Origin of the sequence: Olsenella absiana, assembly GCF_036408855.1 — a bacterium.
In the GTDB taxonomy this organism is placed as follows: domain Bacteria; phylum Actinomycetota; class Coriobacteriia; order Coriobacteriales; family Atopobiaceae; genus Olsenella_K; species Olsenella_K absiana.
Genome location: NZ_JAZGJQ010000002.1, coordinates 150,751 through 174,252, shown reverse-complemented (window position 1 = coordinate 174,252; position 23,502 = coordinate 150,751). Strand labels below are relative to the sequence as shown.

At 66.1% G+C, this 23,502-nt stretch carries 22 protein-coding genes, 1 tRNA gene and 1 pseudogene; 19 read left to right on the top strand and 5 right to left on the bottom strand.

The features are described 5' to 3' along the window. Nucleotides 1–118: 118 nt before the first annotated feature. A complete protein-coding gene (locus VXJ25_RS02720) occupies nt 119–613 on the top strand; it encodes a nucleotidyltransferase domain-containing protein (protein WP_039689008.1) in 495 nt (164 codons plus the stop codon). Between the two features lie 71 nt (nt 614–684). Here VXJ25_RS02720 and VXJ25_RS02715 read toward each other — a convergent pair whose 3' ends face one another. The 3 genes from VXJ25_RS02715 to VXJ25_RS02705 form a co-directional block, all read right to left on the bottom strand. Further along, the gene (locus VXJ25_RS02715; RefSeq protein ID WP_052241584.1) at nt 685–1,767 is read right to left on the bottom strand and encodes an IS1595 family transposase; all 1,083 of its coding nucleotides are present in this window, start codon (nt 1,765–1,767) and stop codon (nt 685–687) included. A 354-nt stretch (nt 1,768–2,121) separates the two neighbouring features. Next, nucleotides 2,122–3,276 (bottom strand): GGDEF domain-containing protein, encoded by a 1,155-nt coding sequence (locus VXJ25_RS02710; protein ID WP_330957679.1) that lies wholly within the window; start codon nt 3,274–3,276, stop codon nt 2,122–2,124. A gap of 129 nt (nt 3,277–3,405) precedes the next feature. Then, nucleotides 3,406–3,981: a methylated-DNA--[protein]-cysteine S-methyltransferase gene (locus VXJ25_RS02705; protein WP_330957678.1), complete on the bottom strand. Its 576-nt coding sequence runs from the start codon at nt 3,979–3,981 to the stop codon at nt 3,406–3,408. Between the two features lie 348 nt (nt 3,982–4,329). Between VXJ25_RS02705 and VXJ25_RS02700 the strand changes: the two genes are divergently transcribed. Continuing rightward, nucleotides 4,330–4,479 carry a ribbon-helix-helix protein, CopG family gene (locus VXJ25_RS02700; protein ID WP_330957677.1) on the top strand — a complete coding sequence of 50 codons (150 nt, stop codon included), beginning with the start codon at nt 4,330–4,332 and terminating at the stop codon, nt 4,477–4,479. A 154-nt stretch (nt 4,480–4,633) separates the two neighbouring features. Here VXJ25_RS02700 and VXJ25_RS02695 read toward each other — a convergent pair. Beyond that, nucleotides 4,634–4,710: transfer RNA gene (locus VXJ25_RS02695), tRNA-Met, on the bottom strand. Nucleotides 4,711–5,031: 321 nt separating this feature from the next. Here VXJ25_RS02695 and VXJ25_RS02690 point away from each other — a divergent pair. The 3 genes and pseudogenes from VXJ25_RS02690 to VXJ25_RS02680 form a co-directional block, all read left to right on the top strand. Then, on the top strand, nt 5,032–5,529 hold the full coding sequence (locus tag VXJ25_RS02690; RefSeq protein WP_330957676.1) for a hypothetical protein: 498 nt from the start codon (nt 5,032–5,034) through the stop codon (nt 5,527–5,529). Between the two features lie 206 nt (nt 5,530–5,735). Next, the gene (gene map, locus VXJ25_RS02685; protein ID WP_330957675.1) at nt 5,736–6,623 is read left to right on the top strand and encodes a type I methionyl aminopeptidase; all 888 of its coding nucleotides are present in this window, start codon (nt 5,736–5,738) and stop codon (nt 6,621–6,623) included. Between the two features lie 53 nt (nt 6,624–6,676). Continuing rightward, nucleotides 6,677–7,534 (top strand): annotated as a pseudogene (locus VXJ25_RS02680) (YihY/virulence factor BrkB family protein); the annotation flags it as partial. A gap of 35 nt (nt 7,535–7,569) precedes the next feature. Here the strand turns inward: VXJ25_RS02680 and VXJ25_RS02675 are convergent. After that, the gene (locus VXJ25_RS02675) at nt 7,570–8,814 is read right to left on the bottom strand and encodes a galactose ABC transporter substrate-binding protein (protein ID WP_330957674.1); all 1,245 of its coding nucleotides are present in this window, start codon (nt 8,812–8,814) and stop codon (nt 7,570–7,572) included. Between the two features lie 308 nt (nt 8,815–9,122). On the opposite strand from VXJ25_RS02675, the gene VXJ25_RS02670 reads away from it, so the two are divergent. From VXJ25_RS02670 to VXJ25_RS02605, 14 genes are all read left to right on the top strand, one after another. Then, nucleotides 9,123–10,007: an alpha/beta fold hydrolase gene (locus VXJ25_RS02670; RefSeq protein ID WP_330957673.1), complete on the top strand. Its 885-nt coding sequence runs from the start codon at nt 9,123–9,125 to the stop codon at nt 10,005–10,007. A 130-nt stretch (nt 10,008–10,137) separates the two neighbouring features. Continuing rightward, nucleotides 10,138–10,734, top strand: coding sequence for a manganese efflux pump MntP (locus VXJ25_RS02665; protein WP_330957672.1), 597 nt, complete (start codon nt 10,138–10,140; stop codon nt 10,732–10,734). Nucleotides 10,735–11,055: 321 nt separating this feature from the next. Continuing rightward, nucleotides 11,056–12,789, top strand: coding sequence for an L-lactate permease (locus VXJ25_RS02660; RefSeq protein ID WP_330957671.1), 1,734 nt, complete (start codon nt 11,056–11,058; stop codon nt 12,787–12,789). A gap of 391 nt (nt 12,790–13,180) precedes the next feature. Then, nucleotides 13,181–14,347, top strand: a complete 1,167-nt coding sequence (locus tag VXJ25_RS02655) for an alpha/beta hydrolase (protein ID WP_330957670.1) — start codon at nt 13,181–13,183, stop codon at nt 14,345–14,347. A gap of 102 nt (nt 14,348–14,449) precedes the next feature. Continuing rightward, the gene (locus tag VXJ25_RS02650) at nt 14,450–14,863 is read left to right on the top strand and encodes a hypothetical protein (protein WP_330957669.1); all 414 of its coding nucleotides are present in this window, start codon (nt 14,450–14,452) and stop codon (nt 14,861–14,863) included. Between the two features lie 13 nt (nt 14,864–14,876). Then, nucleotides 14,877–15,968 (top strand): alpha/beta hydrolase, encoded by a 1,092-nt coding sequence (locus VXJ25_RS02645; RefSeq protein ID WP_330957668.1) that lies wholly within the window; start codon nt 14,877–14,879, stop codon nt 15,966–15,968. 52 nt (nt 15,969–16,020) lie between these two features. Further along, nucleotides 16,021–16,440, top strand: a complete 420-nt coding sequence (locus VXJ25_RS02640; RefSeq protein ID WP_330957667.1) for a hypothetical protein — start codon at nt 16,021–16,023, stop codon at nt 16,438–16,440. Nucleotides 16,441–16,725: 285 nt separating this feature from the next. Beyond that, nucleotides 16,726–17,931 carry a PucR family transcriptional regulator gene (locus VXJ25_RS02635; protein WP_330957666.1) on the top strand — a complete coding sequence of 402 codons (1,206 nt, stop codon included), beginning with the start codon at nt 16,726–16,728 and terminating at the stop codon, nt 17,929–17,931. 189 nt (nt 17,932–18,120) lie between these two features. After that, nucleotides 18,121–18,537, top strand: a complete 417-nt coding sequence (locus VXJ25_RS02630) for a hypothetical protein (protein WP_330957665.1) — start codon at nt 18,121–18,123, stop codon at nt 18,535–18,537. 87 nt (nt 18,538–18,624) lie between these two features. Then, nucleotides 18,625–19,716 (top strand): alpha/beta hydrolase, encoded by a 1,092-nt coding sequence (locus VXJ25_RS02625; RefSeq protein ID WP_330957664.1) that lies wholly within the window; start codon nt 18,625–18,627, stop codon nt 19,714–19,716. Nucleotides 19,717–20,059: 343 nt separating this feature from the next. Continuing rightward, nucleotides 20,060–21,328, top strand: a complete 1,269-nt coding sequence (locus VXJ25_RS02620; RefSeq protein ID WP_330957663.1) for a glycine/sarcosine/betaine reductase component B subunit — start codon at nt 20,060–20,062, stop codon at nt 21,326–21,328. Nucleotides 21,329–21,331: 3 nt separating this feature from the next. Then, the gene (locus tag VXJ25_RS02615) at nt 21,332–22,381 is read left to right on the top strand and encodes a glycine/betaine/sarcosine/D-proline family reductase selenoprotein B (RefSeq protein WP_330957662.1); all 1,050 of its coding nucleotides are present in this window, start codon (nt 21,332–21,334) and stop codon (nt 22,379–22,381) included. A 24-nt stretch (nt 22,382–22,405) separates the two neighbouring features. Next, nucleotides 22,406–22,648: a hypothetical protein gene (locus VXJ25_RS02610; protein ID WP_330957661.1), complete on the top strand. Its 243-nt coding sequence runs from the start codon at nt 22,406–22,408 to the stop codon at nt 22,646–22,648. A gap of 112 nt (nt 22,649–22,760) precedes the next feature. Continuing rightward, the gene (locus VXJ25_RS02605; RefSeq protein WP_330957660.1) at nt 22,761–23,438 is read left to right on the top strand and encodes a DsbA family oxidoreductase; all 678 of its coding nucleotides are present in this window, start codon (nt 22,761–22,763) and stop codon (nt 23,436–23,438) included. The last annotated feature ends 64 nt before the right edge of the window (nt 23,439–23,502 follow it).

Here is a 23,502-nt window from a genome sequence, read left to right as displayed (position 1 = left end):
AGGTTCGTGGAGGACGTTTGTGTGTCCCACGATTGCGTTGTGTTAGACCACTTTGGATACTGGGACTTTTCCTATAATCTTTCTTGCTTAAATAGCAGGCGAAAGCGAAGGAGCTCCTATGGTCACCAAGGATGATGCGTGTTGGATAATCGGCCTTTCCGCAGGTGCGGGCATTGGCGTATATCTTGATGGCGGCTGGGGCGTCGATGCGCTTGTCGGGCGTGAGACCAGGGCTCATAACGACATCGACCTGTTCGTTCAGCGCGGGGATTACCAAAGGTTCGTGGATCTAATTGCTGATGAGGGGTTTTCCGAGGTGGCTGCATCTTTCACCACCGAAGATCACACGGTGTGGCAAGACGAGGCGGGGCGCATCGTCGACCTGCATTGCTTCGATTTCGCCGAGAATGGCGATATTCTGTATCAGGGAGATCGTTTTCCCGGGGAGGTCTTTTCGGGGAGGGGGCGCATCGGCGAGGTGGAGGTGTCGTGCATCGACCCCGAAAGCCAGCTGTTGTTTCACTTGGGCTATCAGCATGACGAGCACGACGTCCACGATGTCATGCTCCTATGCCGTGAGTACGGTTTCGACGTTCCCGAAGAATATCGCTAGCTGTTGCTTTTTGCATCGGGTCACGACTTCAGCGCTTGCCGCAGATGCGCTGCGCCAGACCGCCCTGGACATCACGCCACGCCGTATATGGCCCTCCGCGCACGCGAGTCCCATTTCGCCTGCTTGATCCAGTACTCGTAGAACGGATAGGGGGTCACCTTGTACTGGCGCCAGGTCTTCTCGTACGTGCCGCGGGCCGCCTGCCTCACTATGAGCTCGGCGAGCTCGTCCGCGCTCCTGCGGACCTTGAAGCACCACGTCCACTTGAACCAGGCGAGGTAGTTCTCGAGGCGTCTCGTGGAGACGCCCCGGAACCTGCCGATGAAGTGCCTCATCTGGGAGTGGAGGCTGTTCACCCTGTTGATGGCGTGCTCCTCCCTCTTGCTGGCGATGTGCTCGCCGACGCCGAGGGCGGGCAGGACGCGGCGGTACACGTGCGCACGGTCCGTCGAGATTATCGCGCCGACCGCGAGCTTGTCGGCGAGCAGCTCCCTGGCTGCCGCCTCGTCGAGGCCGCCCCTCCCCGCGATCTCGTAGAAGATGTCGCCGGCGTCGTTGATGCCGGTGAGCACGCATATCTTCTCGTGCCCGTCGGTTCCCTGCGACCTTGCGCGGGGCTTCCTGGGCACGCCGGACTCCGACCTGGAGCGGTTTCCCTTGAAGCTCTCCCTGAAGAAGCACTCGTCGAGCTCGGCCCCGCCGCCGGCCTCCACGCGGAAGGCGGGCATGCGCTTGGCCATGGCCTCGAGCAGCCTGTGGCGCATGAAGAACGCCGTCTTGAGGCACACGCCGCACTTTTCCGCCGACTCGCGCAGCGGGAGCATGTCCACGTGGCACTCCGCGAACCTCATCCAGGCCGACCTGTCGAGCTTGGTGGTGGAGAAGATGCGCATGGTGGCGTCGGTGAAGGTCCTGGCGCACCCTCGGCAGAGGAACCGCTGACGGCCGCGCCCGTCTCGCCCCCTCTTCACGTAATGCGGGGAGCCGCACCAGGGGCAGGCTCTGTCGGGATCGTCTTCCGCCCCCTCGCTTGCCGCGAGGTCGAACAACTCCGCGTCTATCAGCGCCTTGAGCGATCTCAGGGCCCTGCTCTTCTCGGCAGCCGTCATCTGCGGGAGGAACTGCCTCGTCAGCTGGGTGAGCACGTCTTCCATTGCAACCTCCATCTTTCCTGATGATGGAATTGTCGCAATTGGGGGTCCTGCTGCGTGTACTGTGCATAGGACACTTATCCAAAGCGGTCTAACACAACGCACGATTGGGACATCCCCTCTCCTGGTCCTCTGCCCCTGGCTCCATGGGGTGCGGCCCGTCGGGCATCGCGCCTGTCCTTCTGGCCTCAGGGAGGGCAGGCAGGCCGGCCGGGCACTTGGGAAGCTGCGCTCGTGGGCGTAGTCCTACCCGGGAGACTGTGCCCGGAGCGTGCCCTACATCGCCATCCTGTTCGAAGAGGGTCTCCTGGAACCGATTGGCACCAAGGACAGCCCAAAGAGGCGCTATCGGCTGAGTTAGCGGGAGGCCGCCTGCGCCCCGTCGCCCGACGCCTCGTCCCTGACCCCACGTCGGCTGGCCTCGGGGTGCTCGTCGTAGAAGCGCTTCTTGTCCTCGTACATGGCGCTGTCGATGGAGGAGATGAACTCCTCGACCGACTGCCTCCCCGGCTCGAGCGGGCATCTCCCCATGGACACGCTCAGCTGGTAGGGTCGCTTGCCGTCCTCGTCGAATCTGCGAAAGTCCTCGCGGATCTCGTCCATCGTGCGTCTGACCACGGCCTCGTCTCGGGTGTTCAGGAGCACGACGAACTCGTCGCCGGCATAGCGCGCGGTCATTCCGATGTCGCCCACCGCACCCCTGACGAGGCGGGCCGCGTCGATGAGCGCCTGGTCGCCCACATTGTGCCCGTAGCGGTCGTTTATCGACTTGAATGCGTTCAGGTCGATCATGATGCCGGTCGTCCCGGCGTCGTCGCGCCTCAGCTCGCCCGAGGCGAGGCGTTCGAGGTAGGCGCGGTTGTAGAGCCCCGTCAGGCGGTCGCGATAGATGTCCTCGTTCTGCAGGCTGGCGATCGTGCCGGCGATGCCGACGCTCACCGTCGGCCAGAACAAGGGGGTCGTGGGAACGAATATCTGTACCGAGCCGCCCACCGCGACGGGGAGCAGCAGCGCCCACCCGGGAAAGAGGCGAAGGCCGCCGTTGCTCCTGCGCACGCGGGCATAGAGGGCGAGGGCGTAGAGGAGGTAGGCGTAGGGAAAGCCCATCAGGAGCCTCGAGAGCGGCAGTCGGCTGTACACGTTGGCGGCGTCGACGGAGAAGACCAGCGGCACCCACAGGTTCACGGCGAGAAGCACGAGGCAGATGGCGACGGGGATCCCCAAGAGGAACTCTCGGGACCGGGTGACGGAGCCGCGCAGGTGGAGGTGGATGAGGAGTGCCCAGCAGGAGCAGAGAATCGTCCCGGAGGCGTAGAGAAAGGTGTTCGAAGCCACCACGAGCGTGCGGCCGAGGACCCCGGGCATGCCGTCGGATGAGAACGAGGCCGCGTCCGCGAGGCAGCCGAGCATGGAGCAGAAGACGAGCACGCGCAGGAGCCTGTCCTCGCGTGTGTGGCCCCTCAGACGCCAGACGTTGCATACCAGTAGCGTCATCATGAGCAGCTCGCCCATAAGGTCTAATGCATATACGGCTGGGAGGTCGGCGGACACGTTGAATCACTCGATTTAACCGCATAGAAACTAATGTCAAATACAAGTATCCGCCCGTGTGCCGTCATCCGGGGAAACCCGACGTTTTCCTTACAAACCACGGTGGGCTGGAGCCGTGGAGGGCGTCGACGTCGGGAGGGCGGAGCCTCTCGGGAGTCGAAGCCCGCCCACGTCCACGCCCTCCAGGGCGAGCAGGGCGGCCTTGGTCTCGATGCCGCCGGCATAGCCGGTCAGCGAGCCGTCCGCCCCGACGACGCGATGGCAGGGCAGGAGGATGCTGATGGGGTTGTGGCCAACGGCTCCCCCGACGGCGCGGGCGCTCCAGGAGCCCCTCCCCAGCTCGTGTGCCACGCGGCGTCCGAGCTCCCCGTACGTGACCGTGGTGCCGTAGGGGACCTTCGCCAGCTCTCTCCACACGGCGAGGCGGAACGTGGTGCCCTCGGGGCTGCAGGCAGGGTGGGGGCCTGGGTCGCGACCCTCGAAGTACGTGTTGAGCCAGCGGCGGAGGTCCTCGAAGACGGGCAGGCCATCGGCACGCTCGCGCGCCTCGTCGAGCGTGGCCCCGAAGTGCGCCTGCCCCTCGAACCACAGGCCCACGACGGCGACTCCGTCGCTCGCGGCGACGAGGCGTCCGAGCGGGGTCTCGATACGTGTGACGTAGTGCATGTCCTTCTCACTTCCTCAGCAGGTCGTACTGTGCGCACCTGTCGAGCATCGCCTTGTGGAGCATGTGGTTGCCAAGGCGCTGACGGCGCCTGCCCATGCGCCTCACCTCACTTTGGAGGAAGGTCCGTGCTGGCGGTTGACTCCATGCTACAGGCTCGCCTGCGATGACGTCGCGGCGCGAGCGCCTTCCGCGGCGTGCGGGTCCTTCTCGTGCGGGTGATCTCGCTCCGAGCTTCCCTATAGCTATTCCGGCCGCGACGCGACGACAGGCCCGGCCTGGGGTTGGCGCCCCGTGGCACCGGGGCTGGGTCCGCCTACAAGCGGGGGCGCACGGCAAGGCGCATAAGCATGGACGTGCCCGAGGAGATGGCGAGAGGCCTGGACCACGCAGCCGCCCGCATGGGCGTGAGCCGCCAAGCGGTCATCAAGGCCTGGCTCACCGAACGGCTCGACCAGGAGGCCGAGCTCCAGGCGACGCGCAGGCGTACGACGTTGTAGCGAGATCGCTTGCGTGGACGGTCGTGTCGGGTGTGCCGAGACGGGGTGCGGCACGAGACCCCATCTACGGGAATACCCTTGCGGACATTTTCCCTACCTGGTCTCCCAGATACCAAAACAGGCCAGAGGCAACTTCCTCTGGCCTGCGAATTTATGGTCGCGGGGGCTGGATTTGAACCAACGACCTCCGGGTTATGAGCCCGGCGAGCTACCAAACTGCTCCACCCCGCACTATGTGGTGCGCATCCGATGCGCGAATAAGAAATATAGGCTTCGGCCTCTCAGGAGTCAAGCGGACTGCCTGCGTCATCATTTCTTCATATTAGATATCCCGAGTCCCATGCGGGCGTAGAGGCGCTCGGGCACCGCAACGTGGCCTTGTCTGCCCGCGTGCTGGTAGAGATGGGGGTGAACGCGTCGCGTGGGCGTGATAAGGTCATCTCTCGAAAACGCGTGACTGTCCGCGTGACCCGCCCCCCGCGCCGGTCGTGCGGCGACCACGCGTCCGGATCCAAAGAACACCCAGGTCACGAACACAAAGGTCTGATAGGCATGACTACGACATACACCTGCCCCAACTGCGGCGAGAGCGTGCCCGCGTCCCAGGGCGAGGAGGACCTCGTCTGCCCGAGGTGCGGCGGGCGGGTCCCCACGGAGGCACCGAGAAGGGCGCGGCACTTCAAGACGGACGTCGCGGACCCCTCCGGCGCGGGCACCTCGCCCGCGCCGGAGCCCGCGTCCCGGCAGGCGCCCGCCCCCGCGGTCCGGCCGGTGCCGCAGCCGGCATCTGCCCCCGAGCAGGAGCCAGCCCCCACGTACGTCTCCCCGGACAAGGCCGCGGCCCTGGAGCGCCAGAGGTGGTACGCGCGCAGGATCAGCCTGGGCGCCTACCTCCTCGTCTTCGGCGCCCTTCTCTGCGTCGTGGGCGTCCTCGCCGGCGCGGCGGTCTGCGTGCCGCTCGGAGTCGTCGCAGCGGTCGCCGGCGTCGTCGCCCTGGTCGTCACCGGACTCCTCGGGAGGTCCAGGTTCGGCTCGCCCGAGGCGAGGTAGGAACGACTCGCCCCGGGTTAGGCCGGTCCCGCCGGGGGGACGGCGCGCAACGGAGCCACGCGCTTCGCAGCGCACGCCGGACCCGGCGCCTCCGGTCCCGGCTCGCGGTGGCGATGTGGTCTACCATAGCGGTGGTAAGAGCCATCTGTGACGCGCGGGCGCCCGGCACCGTCCTGGCGCGAGCCTCGCGCGGAAGTGAGGTAACCATGAGCTATGACGGCATGCCCACCCCCGGCAGGAACGACCCGTGCTGGTGCGGCAGCGGCAGGAAGTACAAGAAGTGCCACAGCGCCTTCGACGAGCGCCTCGAGAAGCTCTGGAACGACGGCGAGGAGGTCCTGCCGCGCAGCCTCTACAAGAGCGCCGAGGACGTCGCGGGCATCAAGGCGTCCGCCGAGGTCAATACGGGCATTCTCGACTACGTGGGGGAGCACATCGCGGCGGGCGTCTCTACCATGGACATCAACGGCTGGGTCAACGAGTACCTGGCCGCCCACGACGCGGTCTCCGCGGACCTCAACTTCGAGGGATACCCCTACAGCGTCTGCACCTCGATCAACGACGTGATCTGCCACGGCTTCCCCAACGAGAAGGACGTGCTGAAGGACGGCGACATCATCAACGTCGACATGTCCACCATCAAGGGCGGGTACTTCTCGGACTCCAGCCGCATGTACTGCATCGGTGACGTCGACCCGGAGTGGCGCCGCCTCGTCGAGACCTGCCGCGAGTCCGTGAAGGCCGGCCTGGCCGCGATCAGGCCGTGGGGGCACCTCGGCGACGTGGGCGCGGCCGTCTACAAGGTCGCGACCGACGCGGGCTTCTCGGTGGTGGAGGAGTACGGCGGGCACGGCATCGGCAAGGAGTTCCACGAGGAGCCGTTCGTGAGCTTCGTCTCCGAGGAGGGCACCGGCCCCATCCTCGTCCCGGGGCTGTGCTTCACCATCGAACCCATGGTCAACATGGGCGCGCCCGGCATCACGCTGGACAAGTCCAACGGCTGGATCGTGCGGACCATAGACGGCCTGCCCTCCGCGCAGTGGGAGGTCCAGGTCGTCGTGACCGAGGACGGCTACGAGCTCCTGAGCTGGTAGGAGGGGAGGGGCGCCGGCGCGTCCGGCGCCCCTGCGTTGCGAGGGGGTGTGATATGAGAGGGCCGCTGCGCGCCGCCAGGCGTGCGCCCGCCGACGGGCTGCGCGACGGCTCCGCGCCCTCGGGGATCGCCGGCGTCGTCGACTTCGGCCTGCGCGTGGCGGCCAAGTGCACGGCGGACAGGGTCGGCGCCTTCGCGGCCCAGATCGCGTTCTTCATCATCATGTCGGTGTTCCCCTTCGCGATCCTCTTCCTGCAGCTCATCCGCCTCATGCCCGTGAGCCAGGAGGACATCCTCTTTGCGGTGGACACGATCTTCCCCGCCTACCTGCTCACGTCCGTCCACTCGATCCTGCAGGAGGTCTTCACCACCTCCTACGGCCTGGTGCCCCTCACGGTGGTCGCCATGCTCTGGGCCGCGTCGAAGGTCATGCACGCCATGGCGGCGGGGCTCGACGTCATCTGCACCAGGGCGAGGCCGCGCAACTGGTTCGTCGTGCGCGGCTGGTCGCTCGTGTGCACCTTCGTGCTGGCCGTCGTGCTCGCGCTCGCGGTGATGAGCACCGTCGTCTGGCGCACGGTCCGCACCTTCCTCATACGGTACCGGCCGGGCGGCCTGCCGCTCTCCACCTACTCCGACATCGTCGGTGCGGTCTACTCGGTGCTCGTGATGACGTTGGCCTTCTCCGTGCTCTACAAGGTGCTGCCCCGCAGGAGGCTGCGCTACCTGGGGCAGCTGCCGGGCGCCCTCTTCGCGGCGCTGGGCATCTACTTCTTCTCGCTCTTCCTGGCCGTCTACGTGCGGAGCTTCAACGGCTTCTCCGCCTACGGGAGCCTCACGATCCTGACCCTCGCGATGTTCTGGCTGTACTTCAGCTGCTACATCATGATGATCGGCGCCGTGGTGAACGAGGTCCTGCGCGAGCTCGGCGCCGGCGGCGCCGTGGGCTACGAGGCCGCGCCGGCGGAGGCGCCCGCCGCATCCGGCCCGGCGTCCGCTACGCCCTCCCCCGAGGGCTCCGGCTCGAAGATCGAGCACGGGATGAAGACCGCGCGCGAGAGCCCGTCCTTCTCGTCACGGGGATAGGCGTCGAGCCCGGCGAGAAGGTCCTGCCCTCGCCGCGCGTTCAGCACCATGCTGCACATGCAGGCCGCGGTCTCGTCGGGGTCCTGCGAGACGGTGCCTGCCATGACGCCCTGCGAGATGAGCTGGCGTCCCGTTGCGCTCGCGTCCACGCCAAAGACGGGGATGGTGGTCGAGCCGGGCGTGCCGAGGTTGTAGCCCACCTCCTGCAGCGCCTTGATGGCTCCGGCCGCCATGCTGTCGTTGTTGGCGATCACGAGCTCAATCATGCCGTCGCGTCCCTGCCCGAGGCGGAGGAGGTCCTCGCGCATGTAGTCGTGCGCCGAGGCGGCCGACCACGAGCCGGTGAGATCGAGCTGGTAGTGGTCCACGCTGTTCTCGTCGAAGTAGACGAGGTCCGGCCTGCCGCTCGCCTCGAGGATCTCGTCTGCGCGCTCGACCGCGTACTTGGTGCGGAAGATCGCCTCGGGGTTGCCGGCCTCGCCCTTGAAGAGCGCGTAGGAGATGCGCCCGTCGCCGTCGAGGTCGACCTCCTGGTAGTGCTCGACGAGGTAGGTGCCGATCAGCTCGCCCTGGAGCCTGCCCGCGGCTTCGGGGTCCGTCCCCACGAACGCCACGTCATCGTAGTAGTCGAGGATCGCGCCCTCGTCGCCCTCGCCCTCGACGGGGCGGTTGAAGAAGACGACCGGGACGCCGGCGGCCTCCGCCTTGAGGCAGACCTTGTCGGCGACCTCGGCGTTGCCGCTGGTGACGATGTTGACCACGAGCACGCTGGCGCCGCCCTGCAGGGCCTGGTCCACCTGCTGGTCCTGGTTCGACTGGCTGTTTCCGGCGTCGTACTCCTCGTACGGGACGCCGGCGTGCGCGAGGTCGGAGGAGAGCGCCGTCCGGATTGACCCCACGTAGGGGTCGTCGTAGTCGTAGTAGAGCACGGCGACGTTGAACTCGCGCGCGCCCGGCGCGGCCGAGGGGAGGGACGCGAGCTGGTCCGTCGGCGCGCAGGCGGAGAGCTGCAGGGCGAGAAGGACGGCGAGCCCGGAGGCGAGGGCGGAGCCGGCCAGGGCGAGGCTGGTGCGCGCCAGGTGCCTGCGTGCTCGTTGCCAGTGCATGGCCGCCTCCTGGGTCGGGCGCCGGCCCGCCCGCTCGTCTCGTGCGCATCCGAGCGTAGCGTAGCACGCGTCCGGCGCGCCACTGGCCGGTCGGCGCGCCAATGGTGCGACGTTTATGACCGGTCAGCTCCAAGGCGTCTGCTCCATAGCCCGTAGGTGATAGCATCCGGGCTGACGGCCCAGGCGGACCCGCTCTGCCACCTCGCGGCGCATGCCGCCCCCTCGTCCATGGCAAGCCTCCTGCCGACCATCCAGAGTTCCTACGATGCCGAGAGGCATCTCAAGGTTTCGGATGAAAGGAGCGTTCCATGAGGTACACCTACGAGGAGCCGGAGCTTGTGCGCAAGGACAATGGCAAGAGGCTGTACTTCAGCAAGTGCAGCTGCCCCGCCTCAGACCCTGAGAGGAACATCCTCCTCGTCCACGGCCTCACGTCCTCGTGCCACGTCTACGACATCGACTACAAGGACTACTCGGTCACCAAGTTCTTCGCGCGCAACGGCTACAACGTCTGGCGCTTCGACATCGGTGGCTACGGTCGCTCGGACAAGTACGAGGACGGCTTCGACGTCGACAGCGACAACGTGGCGAAAGACATCATCTGCGCGCTCGAGAAGATCAACGAGCTCATGGGCGTCACGAGCTCCGACGTCTTTGGCTGGTCCTGGGGCTCCATCACCTCGTCGCGCGCCGACATAGCGCGTCCCGACCTCATCCGCCGGCTGGTGTGGGTTGGCCCGTGCTTCGGCGGCACCATCCGCAAGACCCCCGTGACGGAGCCGTTCACCACCCTCGACTACCCCTACTGCACCCGCGTGTTCCAGCACGTCCCCGGCAGCAGCCTGGACATCGACTACGAGGTCTGCGAGAGGCCGGTCGTGGGCATCTGGCTCGACGGCGAGTTCAAGTACGACCTCGACCACGGCCGTCCCAACGGCGGCAACCGTGACATCCTCGAGGCCGGCGACGACTGGCTCATCGACGTCAAGTCGCTGAGCGCGCCCGCCTGCTACCTGGCCGGCACGAACGACGCCTACCTCAAGCCGGACAGGGCGAAGGCGGCCCTGGACGTCCTGCCCGCCGGCTCCGAGTACCACCTGTTCCGCGGCGCGGGGCATGCGCTGTGGGCCGAGAAGGACTACTACCGTCCCGTCCGCGAGGCCGCCCTGGCGTTCCTGGAGAAGGAGATCTAGGTCCCCACGTGATGGCTTTTTCGTGACGGGCGAGGGTTGTGAGTGACGGGGCGCCTCGGCGCCCCGTCCGCGTGTAACATCTCCCCCTATTGCGCGCCCGGCGTGGGGACGTCGGGCGGAGGGGAGAGACATGACCATCGCCGAGCTGATCGTGCTGGGCTTCGCGCTGTCCGCGGACGCCTTCGCCGTCACCATCTCGAACTGCTTCGCCTACGCCGGCGACTACAGGCGCCTGCTCCTGATGCCCGTCTTCTTCGGCGCCTTCCAGGCGCTCATGCCCGCTTTGGGCTACGTGGCCGGCGGCGTCGCGGCCGAGCTCATCGAGCGCTACTCAAGCGTGGTCATCTTCGTGATCTTGGGGCTCATCGGCGGCAACATGGTCCGCGAGGGCGTGCGTGCCCTCAGGGGCGCGGGTGGCGCCGCGTCCAGGGAGGGTGGCCCCGAGGGGGACGCCCCCGCGTGCGTGGCCGAGCGCCTCTCGATAAGGATGCTGGTGGCGCAGGCCATCGCGACCGCGATCGACGCCTTCGCCGTGGGCATCGGCTTCCGGGCCTCCACGGTCGACCTGCCCGTCGCCGTGGGCATCATCGGCGCGACGACGTTCGTCTGCTGCCTCGTGGGCATCGCCGCCGGCCGCAGGCTGGGCAAGCTGCTCGGCGACAGGGCTGAGGTCGTCGGCGGCGCGGTCCTCGTCCTCATCGGCGTGAAGGCGCTCGTTGGCCTGTAGGTGCGACGGGGTCGTGCTGTAGTAACAGAAACCGCAACGGACGGCCCCGCGGGCTCTTGCCCGCGGGGCCGCCTCGCGAGGTCGCCGGAAGCTGGGAAGGGCGGCTCTCCAGCCAAGCGGTAGCAATACCTCCGCAAGTGGATGGAAATCACAGGTTATAAAACAAAGTGCGATAAACAACCCTATATTATACAATCGTGTATCACTCAAATCAATGCATTTCTCGGGTGAATAACGAACAGAACTTGAATGCGCGGAGCCTACAAGCGAAAAGCCTGACCACTTACGGTTACATCACAGGATTTTTCGTATCCCCCCGTGATGGAAGGTGGCTCCCGCATGTACTCCTTGATAGCTGCAGTGCCCATCCTGGCCTGCGTCGTGATGATGGTCTTCTTCAACCAACCGGCGACGCGCTCGCTCATCACCGCGTGGCTCCTCGCCTGCGTCGTGGGCGTACTCGTCTGGGGTATGAGCCTCCAGGGCGCCCTCGCCCAGACGCTCGCGGGCTTCCTCAACGCGCTCTCCACGATCTTCATCATCTTCGGCGCGATCTTCCTCATGAACACGCTCAAGCAGTCGGGCGCCATGGCCTCGATCAGCACGATGTTCAACTCGATCACGCGCGACGCCCGCATCCAGGCCGTCCTCATCGGCTTCGTCTTCGCCGGTTTCGTGGAGGGCTCCTCCGGCTTCGGCACGCCCGCCGCGCTCTGCGCGCCCATCCTCATGGGCCTCGGGTTCCCGCCGCTCGCCGCTGCGACGATCTGCCTCATCTACAACTCGACGCCCGTCAACCCCGGCCCCGTCGGCGTCCCGCTCATCACCGCCGCGAGCGTCGTGAAGGACCAGGTCGTGCAGGCTGGCGGGGACTTCGACAAGTTCCAGTTCCTTCTCACGCGCTGGGTCTGCATCCCCAACATGATCGGCGGCGTGTTCATCATCTTCATCGGCGTGTGCGTCCTGTGCAAGGTCTATGGCCGCAACCACAGCTTCAAAGACGCCCTGCCCGCCCTTCCGTTCTGCCTGTTCAGCGCTGCCGTCGTGGCCTGCTTCTACCTGTTCATGGCGATCTTCGTCGGCACGCCCGAGCTCGTCTCCATGGTCGGCTTCATCGCCGCGCTGCCCGTCCTCATGCTCGCCGCGCGCAAGGGCTTCCTGATGCCCAAGGACGAGTGGACCTTCGAGGGCGTTGAGGAGTGGGGCGACAAGAGCTGGCAGTCGAGCGTCGAGGTCTCCAAGACCAAGTCCAAGGGCATGAGCACCAAGCTCGCCTGGCTCCCCTACGTGATCATCGGCGTCCTGCTCGTCCTCACGCGCCTGAACGCCTTCGGCCTCAAGGACCTCTTCAACAGCGCCGCGCTCACTACCAACGTGACCGGCATCCTCGGCGTCGAGAACGCCAACTGGAAGTTCTCCTGGCTCTACAACCCGGGCCTCTTCCCCTTCGTGCCCGTCGCCGCCCTCACCATGCTCCTGCACCACATGAGCGGCGAGGAGTGCGCGACCGCCGTCAGGGACTCCTTCAAGCAGGCTAAGGGCGCCGCCATCGCGCTGCTCTTCGGCGTCGCCATGGTGCAGATCTACCGCTACACCAGCTCCGCCGCCATCGGCGCCACCGTGGGCGAGGCGGCCGAGTACACCTTCAAGAACAGCTCGATGCTCTACATGATGGCGACGGGCCTGGCCTCGGTCTTCTCCTCCGCGTACTTCGTCGTCGCTCCGCTCATCGGCGTGCTCGGGGCGTTCATGTCCGGCTCCTGCACCGTCTCAAACACGCTGTTCGCGTCCCTGCAATTCGAGACGGCCAGCATCGTGGGGCTCCCCCAGATCTTGATCATCGCCCTGCAGACCATGGGCGGCGGCATCGGAAACATGGTCTGCGTCAACAACATCGTCTCCGTCTGCGCCACGACCGGGACCAACGGCGTCGAAGGCAAGATCTTGCGCGTCAACATCTGGCCCTGCCTGATCTACGCCACGATCGTCATGCTGGTGATCGGCGCGGTCATCCTGAGCGGCTTCAACCCCATGCCCGAGATGCTCGCCCGCTAGGCGACCAGCGTCCATCCGCGAGGACTCGGGGTACGAGGCCCGCGCCAGCTGCTCGTGGCTGGCGCGGGCTTTCTGTTACAACAACGGTCGCCCCGTCCTGCACGCGCGGATCCCCAGGGCTGCGCGTCCTTGTCCGCGCCGCTCGCCGCGCGATTCCCCACGCTCGGGGTAATTGTTTCGACGAGAAGAAAACCGCAGGAAAACGCCTAGTTATCTGCCAGCGGAAACCGTCCGTCCCATTTCGTGCAAGTGTGCAATAAATGGGATAGATTCTTCCGCAAAGGGGCAGGCGCTTCGTTCTCCTATCCAATTATATTAGTGGCCAAGCGCAGGCATAAAAGTGGCTCCGGACCACCTGGCCGGACCACATGGGAACGGAGGAGGTAGCGTCATGGCAGCAAGGAACTTCGAGAAGACGGCGCACAAGAAGGGCCTGATCGTCGAGCCCGATCGCATCCTCGACCTCAACGACCCCAAGTGGGCCCATCCCGAGGGCGCCGAGCTCTGGTACGTGGACCCCGAGCTCAACGCGAGCTCCATCGCGATGTACGATCCGTGCATCTCCGATGAGGACAAGCTCAAGCTCGGCAACGAGCGTCAGAAGGCCTACTTCGACCAGTTTTGGGCCGCGGAGCACACCTGCGACATCAAGGAGTACTACGTCCCCGGTTGCCCCGAGGAGCCCGAGACGCAGGCGCAGGTCCTCGTCTACACCCCCAAGAACGCGCGTCCGCGCAAGAACCGCGCGATGTTCTACGTCATCGGCGGCGGCATCTACGCCATCAACCCCAACTCCTACCCCATCGAGGAGCTGTGCGAGAAGCACAAGTGCATCGGCGTCGCCGTCATCTACCGCCTGTCCTGGCAGGCCAAGTACCCCGCGGCCATCAACGACCTGCACGCCGGCTACGCGTGGATGATCGAGCACGCCGACGAGCTCAAGATCCACCCCAACAAGGTCGTGCTCTCCGGCTCCTCCTCCGGTGGCCACCTCGCTCTCTCCACCGCCTTCCGCCTCAAGCGCTACGGCTACAGCCCGCGCGGCATTGTGACGGTCTCCGCGCAGACCGACGACATCGAGAAGGAGGGCGACGGCTGGTACACGGGCATCTGGGACTCCGTCGAGCAGCATGACGGCCTCATGCAGTACCTCGGGCGCAACTTCAACTCCGTGCGCGTCGGGCCGGAGGCCATGCCCAACCACGCGACGGTCGAGGACTGCATCGGCTTCCCGCCGACCTTCATGCACCAGTCCGAGATGGACCCCGACATCCTGCACAACCTCGAGTTCTACAGCAAGCTGATCAAGGCGCACTGCTTCACCGAGCTGCACGTCTACGGCGGCGCAATCCACAACAACTCGGTGTGGGCGACGGTCAAGGCCTGCGGCGAGCGTACGGAGTACTCCGACATGGTGGGCAAGCTCTACGACGACGAGATCGAGTACTGCTACAAGTACGACCTGCGCAGGCCCTGGGTCCTCGAGGACTACAAGAAGCGCCTGTGCGAGAGGTACGGGCTCGAGCCCAAGGCCGGCACCGAGGCCGAGGAGGCCTAGCAAGAGGGGGGCGGGCGTCCGGCCGAGACCGGCGCCCGCCGTGCGGACGCAAGCATCTGCGAGGTCGACCGGGGCTGGTCCCCGGTCCGAGAGGAGAGAGCGATGAAGGTAGAGACGTACGAGTACAAGGACGGCCTCGGGTATGCTGTCGACCCCGAGAGCGACACGAAGCAGCGCACCGTCATCCTCCTGGGCCTCCAGACCGTCAAGTGCAACCCGCGACCGGTCGTGATCTACGTGACGGGCGGCAAGGTCAAGGCGGACTATGAGGGGCTCGAGGAGCTCAAGCAGTACGCAGGCGACAACAAGCTCGTCTTCCTCTGCCCGTACGCGACCGACGTCGACGGCCTGGTCGAGACGTACGAGTACGTGGAGAAGGAGCACCTCGACCTCAATGTGAAGGCGGACGAGGTATCCATCAGGGCGACGAAGGACTGCGAGGGCCTCGCCGAGGACTTCAAGGAGTACCTCGAGGACGAGCTCGACGCAGAGCTGGATGACGTGACGGTCTTCTAGGAGAGGACACACCATGGGTCTTGACAAGTTCCGCAACCGCGACGACGTGAAGTGGGCCCACCCAGAGCTTGAGATGAGCTACCAGATGATGGCCCAGTCCGTCGGGTACTCCGAGGTCCTTCTCAACGAGGACCTTCCGCTCGAGCAGCGCAAGGAGTACGCCGAGCACTGCGAGGACGGCTTCAAGCAGTTCCTACCCGACTACGACTGGTCGCGCACGACCGAGTACGAGGCCCCCGGCTGCGCCGACGAGCCCGACGCACCGGCGGTTAAGCTGCTCGTGGCGCAACCCAAGGGCAAGAGGCGCTTCCGCAGGAACAGCCCCTGCATCCTCATCATCCCGGGCGGTGCCCTGGCGGTCTGCCTGCGCTTCACGGCACAGATCGAGTCCTGGGCGGACAGGTTCGGCGTACCCTGCGCGACGCTCAAGTACCGCACGATTCCGGAGGGTGCGCAGTTCCCGGCGCCCCTGAACGACTGCGAGGCGGCCTACAACTTCCTCGTCGAGCACGCCGAGGAGCTCAACATCAGCCCCAACAAGATCGTCATCCACGGCAACAGCTCGGGCGGCCACCTCTCGCTCGCGCTCTGCCACAGGCTCAAGAGGCGCGGCATCACCCCGCGCGGCTGCCTGGTCTGGGTACCGGTCGTAGACGACCGCATCATGGACGAGTACCGCTCCGTCCGCATCAACTCCGCCTTCTGGGGCGGCTCCGACCAGCCGGCCATGGTCAGGCAGTACCTGGGCAAGCTCGCCGACTCCGCCGACGTCCCCGCCGAGGCCTTCCCTGGGCGCGCCACGGTCGAGGAGTGCGTGGGGCTGCCGCCGACCTTCATCCACTCGATGATCAACGACTCCGGCTTTGATCAGGCCTGCGCCTACACGAGCAAGCTCACCGCCGCCGGCGTCTACTGCGAGCTGCACGCCTGGGGCGGCAGCCAGCACTGCTCCCTGAGCACCGCCGCCAACATCATCGACAAGGACAACCCCGATGCCAAGTACGCGCAGCTCTTCAACGCCGTTAACGAGAAGGAGCTAGACGACATGTTCCAGTACGACCTCCGTCGTCCGTGGACGGTCGAGGAGTTCAACGAGAAGGACTAGCGTCTGGGAGGCCGCGCCCGGCAGGTCCGGGCGCGGCCGCAAGGAGCGAGCCATGGTCACGTGCAGCCTCTACCAGGACGGCCTGGGGTACCTAATCGACCCCGAGAGCGACACCAAGGAGGTCTTCATACCCTCCCCACCCTCGATGGTGCAGGTGAAGGTGCACCCGCGCGACGCGATACTGCTCATAAGCGGCGGCGTGGCGAGGCCGGGATGGAAGGGACTCGAGGCGCTCGAGGCGTACGCCGAGGACAACAAGGTCGCCATCGTGTGCCCCCTCTCCGACGACCCCGAGGAGGTCGCGGAGAGCTACCTCTGGCTGGAGCGCAAGTGCCGCTCGCTCAACATCCGCTACGGCTGCTGGCGCGTGATGGCGACGGAGGGCGAGCTCGAGGCCGCGCAGCGGGTGGTGGACCACCTGGTGTCCCGGCTCGATGCGGACCTCGACAAGGCCGAGGTGCTCGCCCTCTGAGGGCGTGAGGGCCGGGCGGCTCCGCTTGGACTGAGCACAAGGAGGGCAGAGAGAAGGGGACGGGCCCCGGCATGACGCCGGGGCCCGTCCCCTTCCGGCGCGGCGCGCACCTGCCGGCTGCGGCCCCTCGCGTCCGCCGGCCCTGCGGAGGGGTGACTATCCGAAGGCCGTTACTCTAGTATCTAAAATATTAATCGCCAATTGGATATGTCCGCGCATCGCTCATCGCCCGTCGATTGCGGGCGACGGACTCTCGCGCGCACGAGGGAAGAGGGGGTCGTTCGCATGAACGTCGAGGAGCTTCTGGGAATGCCCCTGATGAAGAACGCGGAGCTGGTCACGGGCTCCGCGGGCCTCGACCGCCCCATCACCTGGTGCGTGCTCGACAAGGTCATCGACTTCGAGACCTGGATCATGCCCGGCACCCTCCTGGTGCTCACGGGCATGCAGGAGGACGACGACTTCGAGAAGGAGCTCTCGTTCTGCTTCTCCTACGAGGTCTCCGGCATCATCGTGATAGGGGCGCGCGAGTTCCTGCGCAAGGAGAACGTCGACGCGTGCTCCGCGCACGCGCTCCCCGTCATCAAGATGCCCGCGGGCACCAACCTGATCAACTTCACGCGGCGCATCTCCACCGCGCTCTCGGGCGACGTGAGCGAGGAGGAGCGCGAGGAGGACTGGCTCAAGGACCTCTGCCTGACCCAGGGCCGCCGGCCCAACGAGGTCGTGGCGAGCTACTACGGGTGGTCCTCCTCGTGCGACTACATGTGCGTGACCTTCGAGGCGTGCCCGAGCGCGGCCGCCCTGCGCATCCAGGTGGAGAACCACCTCATGGTCGCCAAGTCCATCGTGGTCCGCAAGGGGGCCTGCGACCAGGTCAGGCCCCTGACGTTCATCATAAAGGACACGCTCGTGGCCTTCGTGCCCTTCTCGCACGGCTGCTCGCTGGGGCTCAGGCACAAGATGGTCGCCAAGCTCGTGGCGGCCGTGGGCCAGGCCGTGCCCGACACCCGCTGGGAGGTGAGCGTGGGGAGCGTGGCCGCCCTCCTCGAGGACCTCGCGCAGAGCTTCTACGACGCCACGCGGGTGCGGGCCTTCGTCAACAGGATCGGCAGGAGCGCGAACCCCGTCTTCTACGACCAGTACGCCCTCGAGATGCTCTGCCTCTCCCTGCCACAGACGGAGCTCAGGCACCAGGCGGACCTCATCCTCGAGCCGATTCACGACGACCCGGAGCTCATGTACACCCTCTCCATCTACCTCGAGATGGGGGAGAACGGCCGCGAGACCGCCCAGAAGATCTACGTGCACCCCTCGACGCTGCGCTACAGGGTCCACAAGATCGAGAAGATCCTCGACGTCGACCTCTCCGACTCGTGGGTGCGCTACCGGCTGCGCATGGCCATGCTCATCGACGCGTACCTGTGCGGCCCGAGCGCGGTCGCCGACGCGGAGGGCCAGGAGGTCCCCGAGGACGCCCGGACCGAGTGAACGCGCTGCTCGAGGCCCTTATCCGTCCCCGCCCGCGGAAGTCTTCGGACCGTCGGCGGCATTCCTCCAAGAGTGCGAAAAGTGGCTCGGATATTCGCAAACTGCGCTATGGCCGTAGGGCTTGCTCCCCCATACACTGAACTTGTGGTGTTACAACAGTTGGTTTCGACAGTGAGGGGTGTAAGAAACATGGCAGATGTCAGCGATGTCGAGCTCGTCGAATTCGACGATGGCGTGGCCGTCGTCCCCGCAAGCGAGATGAAGCAGATCGTGATCCCGTCGCCCCCGACGGTGACCATGGTCCCGACCAACCCTCGCCCCTGCTACATCGTCGTCGGGCCCTTCGAGGCCTCTGACCAGGCGAAGGCCTACGCGAAGGAGAACAAGGTCGTCTTCGTGATCCCCAAGGACACGCACCCCGAGACCATCGCCAACGCCTACACCTACGCGAAGAAGAACGCCTCGAAGATCAACGTGAAGAAGAGCGAGTTCTTCGTGAAGGCGGCTGACGAGGCGAGCATGGACGCCGCCTCCGAGGGCGTCGAGTCCATCTACGACGTCGACGACAGCGTCGAGCTGGACGACCCTGAGGTCTTCTCGCTCTAGGCCGACCGACCGATGGGCTGGAACGGGCCTGGACGGACCTGCTTTGCATTTGGTGTTGTAACAGTTTGTGGTTAGGGAGGCAGACGTATGGATCTTGACAAGCTTGACTGGCGCGACGATCTCAAGTGGTCGCATCCCCAGCTGGAGACCATGTATGGGCAGATGGGAGGGGACATCGGCTACGCCTCGGTGGGCCTGAACGACAAGCTGTCCGACGAGGAGCGCAAGAAGTGGGCCGATGACACCAACGAGCAGCTGAACGCCCTCATCCCTCCGATGGACCCCGAGTACACCAGGTACTTCGACGTCCACGGCTGCCCCGAGGAGCCCGACGCGCCGGTCTTCAAGCTCACGGTGAGCATCCCCAAGAAGCCGCGCACCAAGAGGAAGAACTCCGCGATTCTGATCATCCCGGGCGGCGGCCTGTGCCTGTGCATGGGCGCCACGAGCCCGACCGAGGTCTTCGCGAACCGCTACGGCGTGCCCGTTGCGACCTTCGAGTACCGCACGGTCATCGACGCTCCCTACCCCGCCGCGCTCAACGACTGCTTCGCCGCGTTCCTGTGCCTGCAGGAGCACGCCGAGGAGCTCAACATCAACCCCGACAAGATCGTCCTGCACGGCAACAGCTCGGGCGGCCACCTCTCGCTCGCCCTGCCGCACCGGCTCAAGAAGCACGGCATCACCTGCCGCGGCTCCGTGGTCTGGGCGCCGATCATCGACGACCGCCCGATGTACTACTCGAGCAAGGTCGAGAGCGTGTTCTGGGGCAACGGCTCCGCCGCCCTCTCCGCCCGTCAGTACCTGGGCGACCTCTGCGGCTCCTCCCACGTGCCGCCCGAGGCCATGCCCGGCCGTGCGACCCCCGAGGAGTGCGTGGGCCTCTCGCCCGTCTTCATCCACGCAATGACCGAGGACACGGGGCTGTCCGCCGCCCTCCACTACTGCGACACCCTCTCTCATGCCGGCGTCTACAACGAGTGCCACGCCTGGGGAGGCACCAACCACCTCGCCCTCTCGATGAACTCGCTCTACGGTGACCTCGACAACGACGAGTCGGACTACACCAAGGCCTTCCAGGCCGTCCTCGACCACGAGTTCGAGGACCTGTTCCGCTACGACCTGCGTCGCCCGTGGGTCAAGGACATGGTCGAGGGCACGGAGGCGGACGCCGAGTAGGCGAAGCGCCGCGCACCTACGACTGGGGCCTCGGTCGAGGGGTTGCGTCCCCGCCCGGCAGGCCAGTGGTGCGGGGGCACGCCGCAGGTGGCGTGCCCCCGCTGCCAATCCCCCGAGGGGCTTCTCCCCTCCTGGGGGTCGAGGCGCGCCCCGACGGGCGCGCTCCCGACAGGGGTTCCCGCCTGGGGAACGCTCATCGCGATTTGCGATTCTCCCAATAACCGACGGCCCAATATCCACCCACTGAGGGATGCCGTGGGGTGAGGGCGCTCTTATAACAACCGTAAAGGCAGAAGCCTTGCGCATGGCGCAAGGACGTCAGACAGGGAAGGAGTGAGGGGCTATGGCGAAGAGGCTCCAGGTCGACTACGTCCGCGTGCGCGACGTGAACTTCGGCGAGGAGACCAGCCTTAGGGACGGTATCCTCACCATCAACAAGGAGGAGGCGCTGAAGGTCGTCCAGAGCGACCTGTTCGGGTCGGTGGACCTCAAGATCGCGAAGCCGGGAGACGACACGCGCATCCTGGGCGTGCACGACATCATGCAGCCGCGCTGCAAGGCGGACCATCCCGAGGAGTCCTACCCCGGCATGTGGGGCAAGCTCGCGCCGGCAGGTGAAGGCAGGACGGTGGCGCTCAAGGGCGTTGTCATCTCCGACATCTACTACGCCAAGTGCAACATCAAGTACTACATGGACATGGGCGGCGAGTGCGCCAAGTACTCCAACTTCACGCGCCACATCAACATTTGCCTCGACGCGACGGTGGGGGAGGGCGTCTCGGACCTCAGCTACACCATCGCGCTCAAGCAGGCGTCGCTCAGCCTCAACGTGTGGCTGGCCAAGCTCGCCATCGGCGTCAAGCCCGACGAGACCAAGGTCTTCGAGAACAAGCCCGTCGACCCCGAGCGGCACCTGCCGCGCGTGGCCTACGTGGTGACGCAGATGGCCTCGAACGACTCGTGGAACTTCTTCTACTACGGGCAGAGCGCGATCAACTTCCTGCCGATCGTGGTGCAGCCGACCGAGATCCTCGACGGTGCGATGATCTGGCGCTACTGGGAGCCCAACTACTACCTGCAGGAGGAGTGCTACATCGAGGAGCTCCTCGAGCGCAACGGCAAGGACCTGGACTTCGCGGGCGTCGTCTTCGCCAACAACGTCATGAAGATCACGGGCAAGGATGCCATGAGCATGATCGCCGCGACGCTCGCCAAGGAGACCCTCGGCGCGGACTGCGTGATGGTCAACAAGTCGGGCATGGGCCACTGCCAGCTCGACTCCACCTTCGTGTTCAACTGGTGCCAGAAGTTCGGCATGCCGGCGGCGGTGAACTTCTCGGCCGTCTCCAACGACGAGCCGGGCGACATGCTGGTCGTCTCCGACCCCAAGGTCGATGCCGTCGTCAACTCCGGCCGCAACTGGACGCTGCACCACCCGAGGGTGAAGACCCTCATAGGCGAGAAGACCAACGTCCCCTGTCTCATCAACGTGGACCCCTGGGGCCCCTTCGACCACACGACCAACTTCTGCTACCAGGGGATCTGGTCGCAGCTCGGCCAGAACTACTTCACGACGGACGCGGACATCAAGAGGCCCGGAGAGGGGGAGTAGGAGATGGAAAAGAAGCGCGTGGTCCACTACATCAACCAGTTCTACGCCGGCATGGGCGGCGAGGACACCGCCAGCGTGGGACTCTCCGTGCACCCCGGCCCGATGGGTCCGGGCACCCTGCTCGCGAAGTGCCTCGGTGACGACTACGAGGTCGTGGAGACCATCGTCTGTGGGGACAACACCATCGCCGAGAAGCCCGACGAGATCCTCCCTGAGGTGGTGGACGCGGTAAGGGACGCGAAGGCCGACCTGTTCGTGGCGGGTCCCGGCTTCAACGCCGGACGCTACGGCCTGGGCTGCGGCTCCACCGTGGCGGCCGTAACCGAGAAGCTCGACATCCCCGCCGTCACGGCGCTCTATGCCGAGAACCCCGGCACGGAGCTCTACAAGAACCGCGGCTACATCCTGGAGAGCGACAACAACGCCGCCCACATGCGCAAGATGATGAAGACGCTCGCCGCCTTCGCCAAGAGGCTCGTGGAGGGCGACACGATCAAGGACGGGCGCACCGAGGGCTATCACGGCTCGGGTCCCGCGCCGAAGATCGACTACTCCGTCCCCTCGGCCAAGCGTGGCATCGACATGCTGCTCGCCAAGTATCTGGGCAAGCCCTTCCACACCGAGGTCGTCATGCCCAACCACGAGCAGATCCCGGTGCCCAAGCTCGACAAGCCGCTCTCCCAGTGCAAGGTCGCGCTGGTCACCGACGGCGGCCTCGTGCCCAAGGGCAACCCCGACAAGCAGCCGCCTACCAACTCCCGCGCCTTCAAGGAGTACTCGATCAAGGGCATGGACACCCTCGACCCCGCGGACTGGGAGGTCTCGCACCAGGGCTACGACAACTCCTTCGTGCTCAAGGACCCCAACCGCCTGGTGCCCGTGGACGCCGTGCGCGAGCTGGTCTCCGAGGGCAAGGTCGGCGCCCTCAACGACACGTTCTTCTCGACTGCCGGCGTCATGACGCCGATGGAGAAGTGCAAGAGCTTCGGGGAGGGCATCGCGAAGAAGCTCAAGGAGGAGGGCGTCGACGCCGTGATCGAGACCTCCACTTGAGGCACCTCGTCTCGCGGAGGTTCCGTGATAACGAAGGAGATCCAGCGCGCCGGCATCCCCGTGGTGCAGGTTACCAACCTGACCAAGATCGCCGAGGGAATCGGCGCCAACCGCATCATGCGCGGCAACTCGGTCCTTCACGTCTTCGGCGACCCCACGCTGCCGAAGGCGGCGGAGGAGAAGTACCGCCACGACCGTGCGCTCAAGGCGCTCGACATGCTCGAGGAGATGCCCCCCGAGGGCCAGACGGCCATAATCGAGGACTAGGGAGGCGCCTGGCGGCCCCACTGGCCGCCGGGCCCGCGCGGGGCGGCGCATCCGGCGCCGCCCCGCCCCCATGTCGCGCCGGCGCCCGTACGCCGACGGGAGGGAGACGCGGATGGCAGGGGAGCAAGCGAAGGGCGCGGGGGAGCCGGGCGACGCGTGCCGGCCGCGCCACCACGTAATCATGTACCTGGACGTCATCTGCGAGTGGTGCTACCTCGCGCACCGCGTGCTCGAGACGCTGAGGGGCGAGTACGACTTCGACGTCGACTACCGCCTCATGGAGATACACCCCGACGTGCCCGAGGAGGGCATGCCCATGACGAGGCACCTCCACTTCCCGGGGCGCTTCTACGACGACCTGGACGCGCTCGGCGCGCCCTACGGGGTCGCGTTCAACCGCGAGAAGCAGTTCGCCAACACCTACCTGGCGCTGGTCCTTCTCCAATGCGCGAAGGAGGCGGGGCAGCTCGGCCGCGTCCTCGACCCGCTGTGGGACGCCTACATGCTCAAGGGGAGAAACATCAGCCTCCTGCCCGAGATCGTGCACGTGACGGACGCCTGCGGCCTGCCGCGCTCCCTCGTGGCAGAGGCGTACGCGAACCCCGCCTACGCGGGCGAGCTCGAGGACGCCTACCGGCAGAACCACCTCGACGGGGGCGAGGGCAAGGTGCCCTTCTTCAGGGTGGACGACGAGTACGTGATGCGCGGCGCCCAGGACGCGGACACCTGGCGCTCCCTCTTCGGCCTGCTTGAGGAGGGGCCCGGGGGCTCCGGAGGGCCCGGCGCCTAGCGGGGCCGCGCCAGGCGCCGCCCGCTCTGGGGCAGGCGTTTGTAAGCCGCGTGTAAGCCGCAGT

What these genes read in the sequence shown, in the direction of transcription:
- VXJ25_RS02720 (WP_039689008.1), top strand. Translation starts at nt 119, where the DNA reads ATGGTCACCAAGGATGATGCGTGTTGGATAATCGGCCTTTCCGCAGGT.
- VXJ25_RS02715 (WP_052241584.1), bottom strand. Translation starts at nt 1,767, where the DNA reads ATGGAAGACGTGCTCACCCAGCTGACGAGGCAGTTCCTCCCGCAGATG.
- VXJ25_RS02710 (WP_330957679.1), bottom strand. Translation starts at nt 3,276, where the DNA reads ATGGGCGAGCTGCTCATGATGACGCTACTGGTATGCAACGTCTGGCGT.
- VXJ25_RS02705 (WP_330957678.1), bottom strand. Translation starts at nt 3,981, where the DNA reads ATGCACTACGTCACACGTATCGAGACCCCGCTCGGACGCCTCGTCGCC.
- VXJ25_RS02700 (WP_330957677.1), top strand. Translation starts at nt 4,330, where the DNA reads ATGGACGTGCCCGAGGAGATGGCGAGAGGCCTGGACCACGCAGCCGCC.
- VXJ25_RS02690 (WP_330957676.1), top strand. Translation starts at nt 5,032, where the DNA reads ATGACTACGACATACACCTGCCCCAACTGCGGCGAGAGCGTGCCCGCG.
- map (WP_330957675.1), top strand. Translation starts at nt 5,736, where the DNA reads ATGAGCTATGACGGCATGCCCACCCCCGGCAGGAACGACCCGTGCTGG.
- VXJ25_RS02675 (WP_330957674.1), bottom strand. Translation starts at nt 8,814, where the DNA reads ATGCACTGGCAACGAGCACGCAGGCACCTGGCGCGCACCAGCCTCGCC.
- VXJ25_RS02670 (WP_330957673.1), top strand. Translation starts at nt 9,123, where the DNA reads ATGAGGTACACCTACGAGGAGCCGGAGCTTGTGCGCAAGGACAATGGC.
- VXJ25_RS02665 (WP_330957672.1), top strand. Translation starts at nt 10,138, where the DNA reads ATGACCATCGCCGAGCTGATCGTGCTGGGCTTCGCGCTGTCCGCGGAC.
- VXJ25_RS02660 (WP_330957671.1), top strand. Translation starts at nt 11,056, where the DNA reads ATGGAAGGTGGCTCCCGCATGTACTCCTTGATAGCTGCAGTGCCCATC.
- VXJ25_RS02655 (WP_330957670.1), top strand. Translation starts at nt 13,181, where the DNA reads ATGGCAGCAAGGAACTTCGAGAAGACGGCGCACAAGAAGGGCCTGATC.
- VXJ25_RS02650 (WP_330957669.1), top strand. Translation starts at nt 14,450, where the DNA reads ATGAAGGTAGAGACGTACGAGTACAAGGACGGCCTCGGGTATGCTGTC.
- VXJ25_RS02645 (WP_330957668.1), top strand. Translation starts at nt 14,877, where the DNA reads ATGGGTCTTGACAAGTTCCGCAACCGCGACGACGTGAAGTGGGCCCAC.
- VXJ25_RS02640 (WP_330957667.1), top strand. Translation starts at nt 16,021, where the DNA reads ATGGTCACGTGCAGCCTCTACCAGGACGGCCTGGGGTACCTAATCGAC.
- VXJ25_RS02635 (WP_330957666.1), top strand. Translation starts at nt 16,726, where the DNA reads ATGAACGTCGAGGAGCTTCTGGGAATGCCCCTGATGAAGAACGCGGAG.
- VXJ25_RS02630 (WP_330957665.1), top strand. Translation starts at nt 18,121, where the DNA reads ATGGCAGATGTCAGCGATGTCGAGCTCGTCGAATTCGACGATGGCGTG.
- VXJ25_RS02625 (WP_330957664.1), top strand. Translation starts at nt 18,625, where the DNA reads ATGGATCTTGACAAGCTTGACTGGCGCGACGATCTCAAGTGGTCGCAT.
- VXJ25_RS02620 (WP_330957663.1), top strand. Translation starts at nt 20,060, where the DNA reads ATGGCGAAGAGGCTCCAGGTCGACTACGTCCGCGTGCGCGACGTGAAC.
- VXJ25_RS02615 (WP_330957662.1), top strand. Translation starts at nt 21,332, where the DNA reads ATGGAAAAGAAGCGCGTGGTCCACTACATCAACCAGTTCTACGCCGGC.
- VXJ25_RS02605 (WP_330957660.1), top strand. Translation starts at nt 22,761, where the DNA reads ATGGCAGGGGAGCAAGCGAAGGGCGCGGGGGAGCCGGGCGACGCGTGC.